Below are 17,572 nucleotides of genomic sequence, written 5' to 3'. Positions count from 1 at the left end.
CCTTGTGGCCATATGTTATAAGGGGTAGGGTGTCAGACCCTTCCCGACTGTGAGTTCAGCTCACGTAGATTGCTCACCAAGCTGTTGTCGGTCAGCATGTCTTCTATGTTCAGGTGCATCCGATAACGCCAATAGTGCTTGGGATTGGCCGGGATGTTGACACGTTCGGCATTGGCGTCGTCCAATCGGAGGCGTTCGTCCATGGCCAGCCAGTCTTGTATGGACAAGATGCAGAGCATGGAGGGTGATGCCAAGTGTTGCCAAATGATGTCGCGAGCCAACCAACCAGGCAGTGGATGGGGGGCGGGGCCCTCCTTTCCCAGCATGGTGTTGTAATAATGCTGTGTGCGTGGGTAGTCCTCGTCCCACCATTGGCGCAGTGTCGGCATGTCGTGCGAGGATATGGTAGCCACGCTTCTGTATGGGTTGCGTGACAAATAGCCAAAGGTAACCTTTGGGTCTTTGGGCATAGACTGCACCTCGAGACTCAAGATGCGCAGCTCGTTCATCACCCATGCCACGCAATCGGGCACCATTCCTAAGTCTTCGGCACACACCAACATGCGGGTAGCCTGTATCAATTTGGGCAATTTCTTCATCGCCTCGTGATACCAGAACTGGTTGTTGCGGCGATAGTAGTACTCATTATACAAACGGTTGAACGCCTGTTTGTCCACGTCCCACAGGCTTTCGTAGATAAAGTTGAATTGTGCCGTGATGCGCGGGTGGAACAGGTTCGGATTTTTCTTGTCACGAACAAACAACACATCGTTGGCAAGCGCATACAGTCCGTCGCGTATCCATGTGTTCTTCTCGTCCATTTCTTGCCCCTCGAAGGCGGCTTCAATCTTGCGCTCGGTGTTGAAATGATCGTTCAACTCAAACACGTCATCGTGAATATGGTTGAGATATTTGGCGATGACCTCTTCCTGATGTTCGCCAAACACCCTGTCGATGACCCAGTTGCGGACGTAGGGTTTGGTAAACAAATCTTCTTGGAAGTTGAGCCCATAGGATGCTATCTCCTCGCGCGACATGCCCAACGATGGCGAAAATTGGCCGCACAAGCCGTTGACACAGCTAATGGGTATTTCCCAAATGCGAAAGAATCCTAACACATGGTCGATGCGGTAAGCGTCGAAGAACTCTGCCATGTTCTTGAAACGGCGTTCCCACCAAGCGCATCCGTCTTTCAACATCTCATCCCAATTGTAGGTGGGGAATCCCCAATTCTGTCCGTTTACGGAGAAATCATCGGGTGGCGCGCCTGCCTGTCCGTCCATATTGAAGTATTTGGGCTCTACCCAAACGTCACAACCGTGGCGACTCACGCCAATCGGCACGTCGCCTTTGAGTACGATGCGCTTGCCTTGCGCATAGGTGTGCGCCTCCTTCATCTGTGTGTACAGCGCGAACTGCACGAAGTAATAGAAAGCCACTTGTTGACAAGCCTTGTCGCTTGGGGCGCTCAACGCCGTGCGATCCGCCTCGTTCCATGTGTGGTGATCGGGCCATTGGGCGGCGTCTGCCGTGCCGTATTGGTCGCGCAAGAAGCAGAACTGCGCGTAAGGCACCAGCCAGCGCGCGCTCTTTTGGAAGAACTCCTTGTATGCCTTGGTGCCCATGGTGCGCTTGCCCTCTTGCTTGAAGAGTAGCCGCAAGAAATCCATCTTGCCTTTCATCACGCGCACATAATCTATTTGTGACAGGCGGTTCAATTCTTCTTGCAATGCGTCAAATCGCGCTTGTTGCTCCTTGTCGTTGAGTTTGGGCAGTTGTCGCAAGTCACAATAAAGCGGATGCAACGCAAACACGCTGATGCAGCTGTAAGGATAAGAGTCGGTGTAGGTATAGGTGGCAGTGGTGTCATTGATGGGCAGCAGCTGAAGGACGTGCTGTCCGGTGACTTCCACAAAGTCGATCATTGCCTTGAGGTCGCCGAAGTCGCCTACGCCAAAGCTCCCTTTGCTGCGCAGTGAGAATACGGGAACCAACGTTCCGGCCACCTTCGTGTTGGGCATTGGCATGAAAGCCTGGTCCAAGTGGTACACCACCACGTCGCCATGGTTGAGTTTGGGTACGTCGATGGTGCGGTTGAAGCACGGTTCCCACATGGGTTCTTTGGAGGAATGAGTCGACAGGGCGGCAAACTTCAATTCTATGCGCTGCCCGCTCAGCGTCTCGGCGTCCACGTCCACAACCCATTCGTTGTGCTGGTGCTGGGTCATGGCCAGTGCCTCGCTGATATTCCACTCGCCCAAGGCTTCGGTGTCGCCCGACAGCACTAAGTGTTGGTTGGGGTTGAGTTGCGGAGAACGCACGATGATGCGCACCGTCTTGTCGTAAGCCGTAGGCTGAAGGGCTTGCAATGTGCTGCGGTGAAGGCAGTCGGTGAAAGCTGAGGAGTACAGGTACGAGTCTTCCGGTATCTGCATCCAGTGGTCGTACACCTGGTATTGCTTCGCCTTTTCCGCCGTGAGGTCAAGCTGATGGGTAAGGGTGGTCCATTCCCTGCGCGTTACCTTTCCGTCGCATTCTACCGAGTAGTAGTAGCAAAGGGAAACATGGTCTGTGGTGGCAGGTAACTTAAGGTCGCACTTCCAGTGCAATCCGTCGGTGGTGTACATTCTATAAGGAGTATGAAGCCCTGCGGCAAGCTGCCCCTCGTTGGCCACATTCAAGATGAGGTCTTCCCCGAAAACCGTTTTGTATTCAATGTTAAATAATAGATTCATAGACTAAGGGTTTGCGATTGAGTTATTTTAGGTTTGGTTCTAATCCTTGCAAATATATGAATAATATATAAGGTGTGGCTGGCTTGCAAGTCTAATTTTTTGGAAAACGTTACGCAATCGATTGCGCCGATATTGTTCTCACCTCCCGAACGCAGGTGTTGTTGGGGTGGTTTTTGTCCGATTATTTGGTCATTTCAAAAAACCAATCATAGCCTCCCAAGGGGTTCATTTGGGCCATTTGAAGGTCAGTTTTCATGCCTTGGCGAGCCAAAAATACGACGTTTGGTTGAACAGGCCAAAGCTTTTGAGGCGAGAAGTGACGCTGGTTGTCTTGCAAACACAATTCTTTTGCCGGTCAATAGCATGTATTTTACTGCCGACCGAGAATGCTCGCCATGTACACCGTTTTGATAATGAACGATATGCAACACTCGCGCATTTACAGTCAACCCACCGGTTGCTTGCAAACACGCGAGTGTTGATGCCTGGCGCAAGAATATTTCTTATTGCAAACTTTTCCTCTTCTGTCGAACAGAGGAATGTTTTTTTGTCATTTACGCCCGTTTTTATTTCTTCAATATCTTCTTGCCATCTACGATATAAATGCCCGCAGGCAGACTGTCCCACGCTTTTGTTTGGCGCACTCCTTCCAGATTGACTATATGTTGATGAATTCTCTTTTTGTTTTCACATGCCTTTATGTCTGTGGGGGCGTTTATCATATGGAACACATGGCGCAAAGCCAAAGGATTCCACACGTCCTCACGTTTTCCATTTCGTTCAATCTCCACATGTACTTCGTAAGCGTGGTTGGCTTCTAATTTGGAAGTAGGAAATGTGAGACGTGTTTGAGCTTTGTCATTTGGTTGCTCACAAGGCAGATAAACATGATGAACTACGCCTAAATCAATCCATTTGCCAGTTGTTAAGTCTAACAATCTGTAATAAACGTTGCCATGATAGCCATTTCTCAATCCATATCCTCTCACCCTCGATTGTACTTGCAATCCTATTTCGGCTGTTGTGTTCAAATCAAATGTAGTGTAATTGGTTTCTTTACCATCCACAAGGAAGTCTACATAGCTAAATTCAATGGTTCCATCACTGTTGTCAGTCATCACCTCCACCTCGAATGGCTCTTTCATGGTGATGGGGATAAGCGCTTCCGCTCCTTTTCTGTCAGTTTTTATCGAAAAGGTTACATCATATTTGCCAGTTTTTAAGGCTCCCACTCTGCCTGCGTTGTAATATTGTGACAGCATGTTGATGGCGAACGTGGTGCTTCCAAGACGTTGTGCGACGACGTTAGGAGTGAGCAGGAAGCCATTAAACACTTCGCCTGTCACCTTGTTTTTAAGCGTCATCACCAAGTCGCCGCGCACCTCTTCTCTTCCTGGATTGTATAAGGTGAGGCTGAAAGCGGCATATTTGCCTGAGTTTTCGTAGAAAGGAGCCAGCACCGAGGGAGCCTTTTCCATCACCACGACATCTTTTGGATTGTTTGTTTCAATGGTAACTTCCTCGTTTGAGAGTTGCACTTGCATCTCATTGACGTGGTTGACGCGAGTCCATTCGCCATTCTTTTTAGTCTTTGCATCAAGCAATTCCGAATAGACTGGCACCAAGCGGTAGTTTCCGTTCGACACTCCTTCGAAATTAAAGTTATTCACCTCAAAGTCCATGGTTGCAAAAATGGAAGCCCAGCTGTGGTTGATATTCGTTGTCGGATATACTTTAACAAGATGATTGCCGCTGTCATAAAGCGCAAGTCCCACCTTGCCCGTGAACACACCCAGCTCATCCCTCACTGAACTGTACGATCCAAGTTTGTTAATTTTGGCATTAAACGCATCTGTTCTCGCCCCCTTTGTCTTGTCAATGGTGAACGCTGTGGTGGCCCGAGCGTCCAATCCGCGAGGTATGTCTTCAAAAGGAGTGGCTTTCCCGTTGTTTGGATGTGCGAGGAGCGCTTGCATGTCGTCCCAGAAAGTACCCGAAATGCCAAAGCCTTTGATGTTCATATAAACGGTGTTGATGTCAAAATAGCCATCGTTTTCACCAGCCCATCCCCAATTGATATGTATGAATCCCCGCTCGTCGTAGCCATCGAAAACAAATGCGTGATTGCCTCCCACCACCAAAACGGGATACCCTTCCGACAGCTCTCGTATCACATTAGAGTGAAATTGGTTGGCTGGCAAAAAGTCCTTGTCGAGAAATTTCACGGTATAATCAAAAACATTGCGAAGCGCATTGCACGCGTACTGCAAATTAGAATTGCTTCCTTGGTAATAATATGTCATGTTGACTGCTTTGCCAATGTCACGCATCAACACGCCAACGGCTTGTGCCGAACGCTCAGAAGTTGTCTCCGCGACAGTGTTTTTCATGTCATTCCACCAATAGGTGGCACTCCGCTGCGCTTCATCACCTGTTTTTGATATATAATCTTTAGGACGATTTTTAGGCCATTTGTGATAAAACATCATTTGCGCGGTTGCTGTTGCCACGCATCCTGTTGGCGTTTTTTTCACACCGGTAACAGGAGTGTATTTGTTGAAAGGGTAGAATTGGCTCCATTTGCAAGTAAGCAATGGTCCTACTTTGCGTTTCACTAAAGATGATGTTCGTGCCGCTTTCGCGGGGTTGGCTCGCACTGCCCTCACCACACGTTCATAATCTTTTAGAAACTGTTTGAAGCAATATGAGCCATTGTCGCTGTCTTTCAGTTGCCCACTACCATAAGCAACCACTTCGTTGAGCGTGCTTTCTCCGGATATGATGACAAACTTATGGTCGGCAGAGCCCGTGAAGACGTAGTAGGCGGGCGGGCATGTAGCTTTTGATGAGCGAGTTTGTGGAATGTCGTTCCAAGGCTTTGGGTTCTTAACGTACTTTGAAGCAATGTCTGAAGCTTGTCGTTTTGTTATCGGTTCTGCATGCGCAAACACAACGCAGGCCAACATTGTCATCACGGAAAATAGTGTTTTCGTTCGTTTGTTCATTCTGTATTTTATTGAATCTATATGTAATCGCTAATAAAATGAAAGTGCGTAGATACAATTCGACATGTAAACAAGTTTGCAAAAATACATAAAATCCGCAAGTTGTCAGTATGCTGATTAAGAAAATTTGAAGCGGAATTTTCAATCTGAACATTGTCTGCTCTTACTCATATGTTTATTTTTGTCGCCATATCAGCAGGCGCTGGTTTGTGGCATGACACGCGCAAGGCTGGACTCCTTGCGAGAAGCCCAGCCTTTAACGCTTTTGTCATCTCCTGTCACTCAAGCCTCTGTTTCCCAAACCGGGATGAAGTGAGATGCGAGAGAGAGCATGGAAAACATCAGGTGTTTTGCAAGACCGTCAGTCCTTGACATCCTTGATCAACGAGACGGCGGCGACACCCAGCAATAACGAAATGCCGGCGACAACCATCATGTGGCTCTGCACGCTGCCAACCAAAGCCAATACGACGCCGCCAATGGCCGCGGCCACAATCTGTGGTATACAAATAGTGCCATTGAACAGGCCCAGATAGGCGCCCATGTGACCGTAGCCCTGCAAGGCGTTGGTGACAAAGGTGAACGGCATGGCGAGCATGGCGGCCCACGCGAAGCCTATCAACAAGAACGGAACGAAGAGCAGGTACTGGTCGTGGACAAAGGCGCACGACACAAATCCGGCCGCGCCCAAGAACAGACTTACGGCATAAGCCATCTTGCGATTGGTGAACTTGGGCAGGATGGGGGCCCACAGCACAGAGCCGATGGCTTGCACGGCAAACAGTATGCCCACCCAGTTGCCGGCCGTCTGGTAGCCCTCGGAGGCGACATCGGTGGTACCCCACACGTTGGCAGCCACCGTGCCATTGGTGTATGTCCACATATACATGAACGCAATCCAGCAGAAAAATTGTACCACACCAACTTTCCAGAACGTGGCCGGAGCGTTCTGGAGCAGTTTGATCCAGTTGCCACTGGCCTTGTCCTCACCAGAGGTCTCGGTGGCTCCGTTGTATTGCTCGTACTCTTTTGGTGACCACTCTTTCACCTTGGCAACGGTATAGACAACGCAAAGGATGAGGATGGCGGCGCCAACATAGAAGCTATAAATCACCGAATCGGGCACCACGCCTTTGGGAGCGGTGTTGGCGATGCCTAAAAAGGCGAACAAAAACGGGAAGACATAGCCCGCCAACGACCCCGCGTTGCACAAGAAGCTCTGTATGGAATAGGCTTTTGCCTTCTGTTTCTCGTTGACCATGTCTCCCACAAGCATCTTGAAGGGCTGCATGGCCATGTTGATGGAGGTGTCGAGAAACATCAACGCCACCAATCCAAACATCATGGCGGTGGACACGGCCATGCCAAACGACCCGGCGTTGGGCAGCAGGCACATCACGATGACGGCCAGCGCGGCGCCAAGAAACAGGTAGGGCACGCGCCGCCCCCAACGCGTCCACGTCTTGTCAGAGCACGACCCGACAATGGGTTGCACGACAATGCCCATCAACGGGGGCAGTATCCAAAAATAACTAAGGCTGTGGGGGTCGGCCCCCAACGTGGCGAAAATTCTCGAGATGTTCGCGCTCTGCAGGGCATAAGCTATCTGCACGCCGAAGAAACCAAAACTAAGGTTCCATAAACCCCAAAAGGACAAATTGGGCTTTTTTAATTCACTATTCATAATTTACGATGCACAATTAGGTGGTGTGATAATTTACGACGCGTCGTTTCCGACGCTCAATTATGGCAACCGGTCAAGATAGCGGTTCTGTTTTTATATTTTTATCGTTTGCTGTTGATATTGATTTTACGATAGGCGTTGACACCTTGCGCGCCCCCGCGCTATCGTTGTTCGTACTTGTTTTATCTTGCCTTGGCATATATCCCACTTGGCGCAACGGCCCGAGCCAACGGCTCGACTCCCCCGCCCCACGCAAGGCAATGGCCGCATTTGAACGGATGTCCGCGCGGTTATGCCCTCGCGACGACTCTCGGGCGTTGGCTTCCACGCTTGCGCCGCGCCCAAATATCCGGCTTGTCAAATCATACTCGCGAAAACTTTCTCGCAAACAACGCTCGATCCTTGCACCGCGAGGGGCAAAACCCATGCTTTTCACCATGGTAACATTATCGTATACATCTTTCATGATTGAAACGTTAAATCCAAATTGCGATATGAAAATTTAATAATGGCATTTCCTGTCCGTGAGTTGAAAGCCTCGAGACGCGAGCTATCTCGTCGTCCCCCTCACCACCAAGCGCGTCCTCACCACCCGCTTGTCTATCTTTTCCATTGGCGTAAGCCCCTCAACCTTGTTAATAAGAATATCGGCGGCCTCCTCGCCCACCCGCACCCCGCGTTGCTCCACGGTGGTAAGCATAGGGTCGCAAGCCATGGCGCGCTGGCCATTGGTAAATCCACAGATGGATATTTCGGCCGGCACCTTGAAGCCCATGCGCTTGGCCGTGTACAGAATGCCGATGGCCGTGTCGTCGTTCACGGCGAAAAACCCATCCGGAATGTCTTTTTGGGATAGTATGTCAGGGGTGATGGCCTCCGCGTACGCACGGTTGTCACAGATGCGAAAAAAACGCTCGTCGGGCTGAAGGCCATGCCGCAGCAGCGCGTCACGGTAACCATTGTATCTATTTTTGGATATCTGCATGTTCATCGGCGAGCTGTAATAGGCGATGCGCCGGCAACCAGTCACGATGAGATGGGTAACGGCGTTGAACGCTCCTTGGTAGTCATCCACCACGACGCGGTTGCAATCGAGCCCTGTGCAAATACGATCATAAAACACAAGCGGCATTCCATTGTCAATGAGTTTTTGGAAATGGTCGTACCGCCGGGTGTCCTTGGCTTGCGAAACGATGACGCCACACACTTTCTGCTCATAGAACCGACGGCAGAGTTGCACCTCGAGATCGTATTCCTCGGCGCTCTGGCCAATCATGATGGCATATCCGCGCGAAGCGGCCTCTCGCTCTATGCCACTCAATACGGACGAAAAGTAATAGTGTTGAAACTGCGGAAGTATCACGCCTATGATCTTCATGGGCCTCTTCCTGCTATTGCGCAAGCTCTCGGCCAGCACGTTTGGGCTATAATTATGTTCCCGCGCGTAATCCTGTATCTTCTCGCGCTGCGCCAGGCTGATGCTTGGGCTGTCTTTCAAGGCACGAGACACCGTTGCCACCGACACCCCAAGGGCTCGGGCAATATCTTTCATCGTTATCGGGATTGACGGTTTCATAATTTAGGTCTGAAATGAAGGCAACTTGCCATGCCATGGCTCTAATATCGCAACCATGACGGCGCGGTTATGAGGTAGATGTTGCAAAAATACGCAATTAACATATAATTAGCCATTTGCAAAAATACAATTTTTACTTTAATCAGTGCAAACGATTGCACGTCAATAATATCAAATTTGCCGTTAAAAAACATCAAGCTACCCAAATAAGGACTATTTTTGCAATATCAATCGATGCTAACAGAAAAACAATCATCCCCGACCCAGCAGCCTAAACAACAATTCGCGGACGGGATGACTACCTTTAGACGAGACAATAACTTAATATAAACTTAAAAACCAAAATGATGAAGCAGGAAAAATTCACGTTTCCGCTGAGATTACTAACACTTTTGTGCGTGTTGGTCCTTTCAGCAAGTGCCTTTGCGCAGCAAATCGTTGTGAAAGGTCATGTAAAAGATGAGGCCGGCGAACCGATCATTGGCGCCACCGTTAGAATTGTAGGGCATACGAGTGGAACGGTGACCGACATTGACGGCAACTTCACACTCAACGCCGCTTCTGGCGCCAAAGTCTCCGTAAGCTATATTGGCTATGGTGTTGTGGAAGCTCCGGCAACCGCCAACATGGTCTTCACCCTGAAAGAAGCGAAGAGCGAATCCCTCAACGAAGTGGTGGTGATTGGTTATGGCAGGGTTAAAAAGAACGACCTGACAGGTAGTGTCACCGCATTGAACGCAGAGAAAATGGTCAAGGGCGCCGTAACCTCCGCAAGCGACATGCTTGTAGGTAAGGCTGCCGGTGTGAGCGTTATCACGGATGGTGGCGCGCCGGGCGCCGGGGCAAAGATACGTATTCGCGGTGGCTCGTCCATGTCGGCGTCTAACAACCCATTGGTAGTTATCGATGGTGTGCCAGTGGATGATGGCGAAATCAAAGGTATGGCCAACCCTCTGAGCACCGTTAACCCTGACGATATTGCCACCATGACCATATTGAAGGATGCGTCGGCAACGGCTATCTATGGTTCGCGCGCGTCAAACGGTGTGATTCTTATCACCACCAAGAAAGGCAAGGTGGGTGGCATCCAAGTTGGATATAGCGGTTCTGTAAAGGTAAGCACCCACGCCAAAGAGGTGGATGTGATGTCGGCAAACGACTTCAAGCACTTTGTTACCTCCAAGTTTGGCAAGGGAAGCCTGCAGGCAAACGCGCTTGGCAGCGCCAACACCAACTGGCAGAAGGAAGTGTTGCGCACATCGTTGAGCACCGATCACAACGTCAGTGTGTCGGGCGCGGTGGCCAATCTGCCTTACCGTGTGTCGGTAGGTTACACGAAAGAGAATGGTATCGTGAAGACATCTGACATGGAACGCTTCACGGGCGCTGTCAACTTGAGTCCGCAATTCTTTGACAAGCACCTCAGCGTACAGCTGAACCTCAAGGGCATTTACAACACAAACCGTTTTGCTGACCTTGGCTCTTTGGGCATGGCGACACAATATGACCCCACGCAGCCCATCTATATGAAAGGCTCAAAGTATGGCAACGGCTATTTCATGTATCTCAAGAAGGACGGAAAGCCCATTGACATTGCGTTGGCTAATCCCGTCTCCATACTCACGGACAAGAGCGACAAGTCAAAGGTGTACCGCAGCATCGGCAACATTCAACTTGATTACAAATTCCATTTCTTGCCCGAACTGCGCGCGAACCTCAACGTAGGATATGACGTTTCCAAAGGAACTGGCGACGTGGTTACCGTGGACAACTCGCCCATGTCGTGGACTTGGGGCAACTTCAAGAAAGGATTTGGTGAGAACAGCAGCTTCTGGCAGCTCAAACGCAACACGCTGATGGAGTTCTACATGGACTACTCCAACACTTTCGGCGCACACTTCATCGACGCCATGGCCGGTTATTCATGGCAGCACTTCTATCGCTCGGAATGGACTAAATTCCCCTACTCCGCAGCCAAAGCCAAGGAGTACGGCAAAGAGTTCTACAAAGGCGCGGAAGACCTTGTCACGGAAAACTACCTCGTGTCGTTCTTCGGCCGCGTGAACTACACCTTATTGGATCGCTACCTCTTGACGTTCACGCTGCGTAACGACGGTTCCTCGCGTTTCAACAAGAACAACCGCTGGGGTGTTTTCCCATCCGTGGCTTTGGCTTGGCGCATCAACGAGGAGTCTTTCTTGAAAGACACACAATGGCTCAACGACCTGAAACTGCGTTTGGGATACGGCGTGACAGGTCAGCAGAACCTCAATAGCGGCGACTATCCTTACATGGCGCGCTACACTTACTCACAGCCCGGAGCCAATTACTACTTCGGTGACAAGCGCGTACAGCTCATCGCGCCATTGGCTTACGACGAGAATTTGAAGTGGGAAGAGACCACAACCTACAACGCCGGCCTCGACTTTGGAATCTTCAAGGGCATACTCTCGGGTACGTTGGATTTCTATTATCGTCAGACCAACAACCTGTTGAACACCGTGACGGCACCAGCCGGCACCAACTTCAGCAATGAAATATTGACCAACGTGGGCACGTTGGAAAACAAGGGTGTGGAACTCTCGTTGACAGCGCACCCCATCACAACCAAGAATTTCCAGTGGACATTGGGCTACAACGTGTCGTACAACAAAAACACCATTACCAAACTTACCATCAACGACGACCCCAGATACAAGGGCGTGATTCATGGTGGTGTAGATGGCGCCGTGGGTTACAATGTTCAGATTAACTCCGTTGGCAAGCCATACAACTCGTTCTACGTGTTTGAGCAGATGTATGACAAGAACGGAACTCCTATCGAGGGGGCTTACGTGGACCAGAACAACGACAACAAGATAGACGAGGCCGACCTTATTCCTTACAAGAAATCGGCTCCAGACGTGTACATGGGCTTGACTTCGCAGATGAATTACAAGAACTGGGATTTGTCGTTCGCGCTTCGCTCAAGCATCGGCAACTACGTGTACAACAACACACAGTCTAACCGCGAGGCATGGGACGGCTCACAGATGTACGACCAGTCAGGCTTCTTGAAGAACCGCCTGAACTCCGCCGCCAACAAGAACTTCCATATTGGGCAGTTCCGCAGCAGCTATTACGTTCAGAAAGCCGACTTCGTGCGCATGGATAACATCACGCTCGGTTACACCTTCAGCAAGCTGTTCACCGACAAACAGTCCGCGCGTCTGTATCTCACCGTGCAAAACCCATTTGTCATCACCAAGTACAGTGGCATTGATCCTGAAATCAGCGGCGAAGGAATAGACAACAAGATCTATCCGAGACCTATCTCGTTTATGTTTGGTTTCAATTTCAAATTCTAAATAGCAAGTAAAAAATGAAAACATATCATATTAAAAAATCGTTGTTCTTGCTCCTCACGGGAGCGTTGTTGGGAACGACATCGTGCGTAAACGACTTGGACACTCAGCCTTTGGACAAGGACGAGTTGGTTTCCAACGTGGTGTTCAAGGCCAACATCAACGCTTACACCCAAAGTCTCGCCAAGATTTATGCGGGCATGGTGATAGGTGGAAACAAAGGTGGAGACGCCGACCAAGACGTCAAGGGTATTGACGGTGGCTCGCAGGCTTCTTTCTTACGCATGCTATGGAACATGCAAGAATTAGCCTCAGACATGGCCCACTGCGCTTGGAACGACCCTGGAATCCCCGACTTTAACCATCTTTCTTGGGATTCGTCAAGTCCATGGATCAAGGGATCGTATTACCGATTGGCTTACCAAATCAACTTGGCCAACGCTTTCCTTCGTGAGACCACCGATGACAAACTCAGTAGCCGCGGTTGTAGCAATGAAGTGAAAAATACTATCAAGGAGTATAGGGCCGAGGCTCGATTCTTGCGCGCGCTCACTTACATGTACGCCCTTGACTTGTATCGCAACTATCCGTTCTTTGACGAGAACAGCCCGATAGGCAGCAAGCGTCCCAAGCAAATCATGAAGAAAGACCTCTTCAACTACGTGGAGAAAGAATTACTCGAAAGCGAGAAAGATCTCTCGTCCCCAGTTGTGGGTTACAATCCCAACTACGGACAGGCCAACAAGGCCGCCGCATGGGCTGCCCTGTCACGTTTGTATCTCAATGCCGAGACCTACGTGGGGGTGAAGAAGTACACAGAGTGTATCACTTATTGCAAGAAGATTATCGACGCCGGCTATGAGTTGGAACCCAAATACGCTGACATGTTCAAGGCTGACAATGATCATTCCAAGGAAATGATTTTCCCACTTCGCTATGAAGGTGATCAAACCATGACTTGGGGTGGTATGACTGCTCTGTTGTGTTGGGGTTCTTCACAATTCCAAGAAGAGACTAATGCCAAGGGCGCTTGGCAGGGCGTGCGCGCCAAGTCGTCACTGCTCAAGCTATTCACCAACGAGAACGAATACAAAAAAGACACTCGTTTCTCTATGCTGCGCTTGGACGGAACCAAGAATGTGGAAATTGTCAAGGAGGGCGACTTCAAGGACAACGGTATTCCCGTGACCAAGTTCTGCAATCTTAACAAGAATGGCAGCAAGCCCGCGTCCAACGAGGCTTACGTTGACTTCCCATTGTTCCGATTGGGCGAAATCTACCTGAACTTGGCCGAGGCGGTTCTCCGCGGAGGCACAGGCGCCTCAAAGAACGATGCCATGAAATACCTGAACCTGCTGCGCAAGCGCGCATACAAGGACAAGACCGCGGCGCCAATAGATGACAACAACCTCACGTTGAAGTTCTTGCTCGACGAGCGCGGACGCGAACTCTTCTTTGAGGCTCAGCGTCGCACCGACCTCGTGCGCTTTGGCAAGTATACTTCTGCCGATTATGTATGGCCTTGGAAGGGCGGCGTGGCCGAAGGTAAAGCCGTGAACGACAAGTATAAGGTGTTCCCATTGCCTTCAGACGACATTGGCTCCAACCTCAACTTGAAACAGAACGATGGTTATTAATGGATAAACTGATTAAAACTAAAGATCATGAAATTAAAAAATATATTATTCCTCGCAGCTGGTTTCATGGCCATGACATCGTGCTCTGACGATATCACCACGCCAGTACTCAAGCTGCAACAAGCCGCGAAGCTCAACGCTGTCAATCCAGCCTCGATAACATTCACAAAGGCAAACAGTGCTGCGGATTTTCCACAAATCAGTTGGGAAAAAGCAAACTACGGCAAAGGAGCGGTAGTGGATTACACGGTTACGATTACCAATAACGAGAACAAGAAGAGTGTCGTGGCTGGCATAACAGAAGACACAAAGCTCACATTCACCAACGAAGCAATGAACGCGCTGTTGGCAAAGGTAGGCGCCTACCCCGGGCACACATACGACTTCACCGTGTCGCTCAAGTCTTCGGCATTCAAGACGATGACCAACGACGCGCAGAACACTGTCAACTTCAAGGCCACGCCTTACGACCCCAACACCGTGAGCATCAACTGGAAGTATGCCTACGTGGCTGTGGGTTATCCGGAGTGGGATTATACCAAGGCTTATCTCCTTGGCGACCCTGACGGCGACGGCACTTACAAAGGTTGGGTGCAGTTCGATGAAGAGTGTTCTTTCGCTGTCGTGGATGGCAAAGACGTTACCAAGGTGCTCGCCAAAGACCAGAAGGTTGATGCAAAGCACAAGGGATTTGTGGAGGTGACGCTCGCACCCGGCGGCAAGGTGACCATCGGAGAGCCTTGTACATGGGGCATGATTGGAGAGGCTACGTCTGGTGGATGGACCAAAGACACCAAGATGGAGTACGACAAAGACACCCGTATGTGGACGGCTATCACACCGTTGACAGATAAAGAGTTTAAGTTCCGCGCCAATGAGGGATGGAAAATCAACTATGGTAGCGACAAAACCAATCCAGACGTTTTGGCGCAAGATGGCAACAACCTCAAGGTGGCCGAGACACACGCATACATCGTGAAGCTCAATTTGACCACCGCGGGCAAGTACACCTACACCATGGAAGAGACCAACATCGAAGTGTCGAGTACCGAGCTTTCAGTGCCTGGCTCTTATCAGGGTTGGAATCCGACAGCAAAAGACGCTTACCGACTCGAGTCAAAGAGCCGCGACTTCCAATACACGGGCATCTATTACTATCCTGCCAACACAGAGTTCAAGCTCTACGATGACGGCAAATGGCTGGGAAGCGTAGACGAAGTGAAATGGAACGACACCAAGACCAAGGCAGAGTTTGCCCTTGGCGATGGCGCCAACATCAAGCTCACCGAAGGCGGCTGGTATCGCATCACGGCCAACACCAAGAAGATGCTTGCCTCCATTGCCAAGACAGGATGGGAGATTATCGGCGACGCTACCCCCGGTAAATGGGACAAGGGACAACTGATGACCTACAACCCCAAGACCAAGAAGTGGTCCATCACCATAAAGATGAAAGATGGTGAGTACAAGTTCCGTTGGGATGGCTCATGGGAAAAGAACTTCGGTGGTGCCTTGACGGGTCTTACCCAAGGTGGCCCAAACATCAAGATTGGCGCGGGTACCTATCTCATCGAACTTGACCCCGAAGCCAAAACCGCTACCGTGACAGAGAAATAAGCTGCCGCGGGAGACAAACAAACTTCTAACAAGGCGTACTCCCACATCTTCCGGGGGTACGCCTTTCTTGTAGACACGCATCATTTCAATCCACCTAACAAATACAAATCATGAAACATTTTTATTCCTTTCTTGTCCTATTGCTATCGCTTTGCGCCAACGCCGGCGCACAGGGCTGGCCCGCCAACTACAAGGGCGTGATGTTGCAAGCGTTTTATTGGGACAGCTACAGCGACACGCAGTGGACCAATCTCGAGAGCCAGGCCGACGAGCTGTCGCAATATTTCGACCTGATATGGGTGCCGCAGTCGGGCAATTGCAACAAGACGTCCATGCAGATGGGCTACGCGCCCATTTGGTGGTTCAACCACAAGAGCGCGTTTGGCACAGAGGACCAACTGCGCTCGATGATCAAGGCTTACAAGGACAAAGGCACGGGCGTCATTGAGGACGTGGTCATCAACCACCGCAACGGCAACCATAACTGGTGCGACTTTCCCGAGGAGACATGGAAAGAGCAAACCATGCACTGGTCACTGGCCGACATCTGCCAAAACGATGATGGCGGAAACACCAAGCAAAACGGCTACGACGTGTCGGGAGCGATGGACACCGGCGACGACTTTCGCGGATGCCGAGACCTTGACCACACCTCGGACAACGTGCGAAAGAACGTGAAACTATACTTGCGGTTTCTCAAAGAGGAACTTGGCTACACCGGCTTTCGTTACGACATGGTGAAGGGTTTCGCCGCGAAATACATTGGCGAGTATAACGCTTCGGCCCAACCCACCTACTCCGTGGGCGAATACTGGGACGGAGATCCCGCCAAACTGAAAAGCTGGTTAGACGGCACCAAGGTAGATGGAAAGATACAGAGTGCGGCGTTCGACTTCGCGCTGAAATATTACATCAAAGACGCGCTCGGCAGCGGCCAATGGAACCGTCTGGACGGCGACTGCCCAGCCAAGGACCCCGCATACAGCAGGTACGCCGTGACCTTCGTGGACAATCACGACACCGACCGCGACAACAACCGGCTCGCGGCCAACTACATAGCCGCCAACGCCTACATCATGGCCATGCCAGGCACTCCCTGCGTGTTTCTCACCCATTGGAAACAGTACAAAACCCAACTCAAGAAGCTCATCTTGGCGCGCAAAGCCGCCGGCATTTCCAACCAAAGCGCCATCCTCAAGTCCGAGCGACATGGCAATGGCTATATCGTGATCGTGCGAGGCGAGAAAGGCAACGTGCTGTTGGCCTTGGGAACACCCGACAGCTATGACGTCAACGGCTACAAATTAGCCGTGGAGGGTGATGGCTATAAATACTATGTGGCCGACAACGTGGACATTTCGGCCGTCCAAGCTATCGCCGACGAGGAGCCGCAAACGTTCACGCCGCCCGCATTCTGCACCATCGACAAAGACGAGCGATGCGCCTTCTTCGAGGCCCCGAGCTTCTGGACAGGCACCGTAAGCTGCTGGCAGTGGGACCAAAAAGCCAACTACACCGGTGGCTCATGGCCCGGCGCGGACTGCCAGTACGTAGGAACGACCAAGGCTGGCAACAAGGTTTACAAATGGAGTTGGAACAAGCAGACCAAGCCTGCCAACAACCCCAACGCCGGCATCATCTTCAACTGTGACAACGGAAGCAAGAAAACAGCCGACTTGGAATTTGTTAACGGCGGCTACTACGACTACTACTCCGGCGCCAAGCCCAAAGGCATCGTTACCACACCCACGGGCATCAAGAAGGTGCATGGCTCGCAAAACGTTGATGGCTGGTACACCATTGGGGGCGTAAAAACAAACAAGCCCACCCATAAAGGCGTGTATATCCACAACGGCAAGAAAGTGGTCGTGAACTGATTGTAAACGTACCTCACGGTAACATTCTATCTATATACTGGGCGACTGGCTACCATGCCAGTCGCTTTTTTATGCCCTCGACATCACGCCACACAGG

The 17,572-nt window shown here is 50.7% G+C and carries 9 protein-coding genes; 4 read left to right on the top strand and 5 right to left on the bottom strand.

Annotated elements, in window-relative coordinates; translation table 11 throughout:
* Positions 1-32 precede the first annotated feature (32 nt).
* The 5 genes from HMPREF1640_RS02205 to HMPREF1640_RS02185 all read right to left on the bottom strand — a co-directional run bounded on the left by HMPREF1640_RS02205 (position 33) and on the right by HMPREF1640_RS02185 (position 9,000).
* Entirely contained in the window at positions 33-2,735 is a 2,703-nt protein-coding gene (locus HMPREF1640_RS02205) for a 4-alpha-glucanotransferase (RefSeq protein ID WP_036892038.1), read from the bottom strand.
* A 566-nt stretch (positions 2,736-3,301) separates the two neighbouring features.
* Positions 3,302-5,740 (bottom strand): C10 family peptidase, encoded by a 2,439-nt coding sequence (locus HMPREF1640_RS02200; RefSeq protein ID WP_036892036.1) that lies wholly within the window; start codon positions 5,738-5,740, stop codon positions 3,302-3,304.
* A 361-nt stretch (positions 5,741-6,101) separates the two neighbouring features.
* Complete coding sequence (locus HMPREF1640_RS02195; RefSeq protein WP_036892034.1) at positions 6,102-7,424, bottom strand: SLC45 family MFS transporter; 1,323 nt, start codon at positions 7,422-7,424, stop codon at positions 6,102-6,104.
* Positions 7,425-7,497: 73 nt separating this feature from the next.
* Positions 7,498-7,890 (bottom strand): four helix bundle protein, encoded by a 393-nt coding sequence (locus tag HMPREF1640_RS02190; RefSeq protein WP_052051667.1) that lies wholly within the window; start codon positions 7,888-7,890, stop codon positions 7,498-7,500.
* A gap of 84 nt (positions 7,891-7,974) precedes the next feature.
* Complete coding sequence (locus tag HMPREF1640_RS02185) at positions 7,975-9,000, bottom strand: LacI family DNA-binding transcriptional regulator (RefSeq protein ID WP_036892032.1); 1,026 nt, start codon at positions 8,998-9,000, stop codon at positions 7,975-7,977.
* Positions 9,001-9,347: 347 nt separating this feature from the next.
* On the opposite strand from HMPREF1640_RS02185, the gene HMPREF1640_RS02180 reads away from it, so the two are divergent.
* From HMPREF1640_RS02180 to HMPREF1640_RS02165, 4 genes are all read left to right on the top strand, one after another.
* Positions 9,348-12,347, top strand: a complete 3,000-nt coding sequence (locus tag HMPREF1640_RS02180) for a TonB-dependent receptor (protein ID WP_036892065.1) — start codon at positions 9,348-9,350, stop codon at positions 12,345-12,347.
* 14 nt (positions 12,348-12,361) lie between these two features.
* Entirely contained in the window at positions 12,362-13,981 is a 1,620-nt protein-coding gene (locus HMPREF1640_RS02175) for a RagB/SusD family nutrient uptake outer membrane protein (RefSeq protein ID WP_036892031.1), read from the top strand.
* A gap of 27 nt (positions 13,982-14,008) precedes the next feature.
* The gene (locus HMPREF1640_RS02170) at positions 14,009-15,598 is read left to right on the top strand and encodes a SusF/SusE family outer membrane protein (RefSeq protein WP_036892029.1); all 1,590 of its coding nucleotides are present in this window, start codon (positions 14,009-14,011) and stop codon (positions 15,596-15,598) included.
* 110 nt (positions 15,599-15,708) lie between these two features.
* On the top strand, positions 15,709-17,475 hold the full coding sequence (locus HMPREF1640_RS02165) for an alpha-amylase family glycosyl hydrolase (RefSeq protein WP_036892028.1): 1,767 nt from the start codon (positions 15,709-15,711) through the stop codon (positions 17,473-17,475).
* Positions 17,476-17,572 lie beyond the last annotated feature (97 nt).

Origin of the sequence: Prevotella sp. S7-1-8, from assembly GCF_000758925.1 — a bacterium.
GTDB lineage: Bacteria > Bacteroidota > Bacteroidia > Bacteroidales > Bacteroidaceae > Prevotella.
This window is presented reverse-complemented; position numbering and strand designations above follow the sequence as displayed.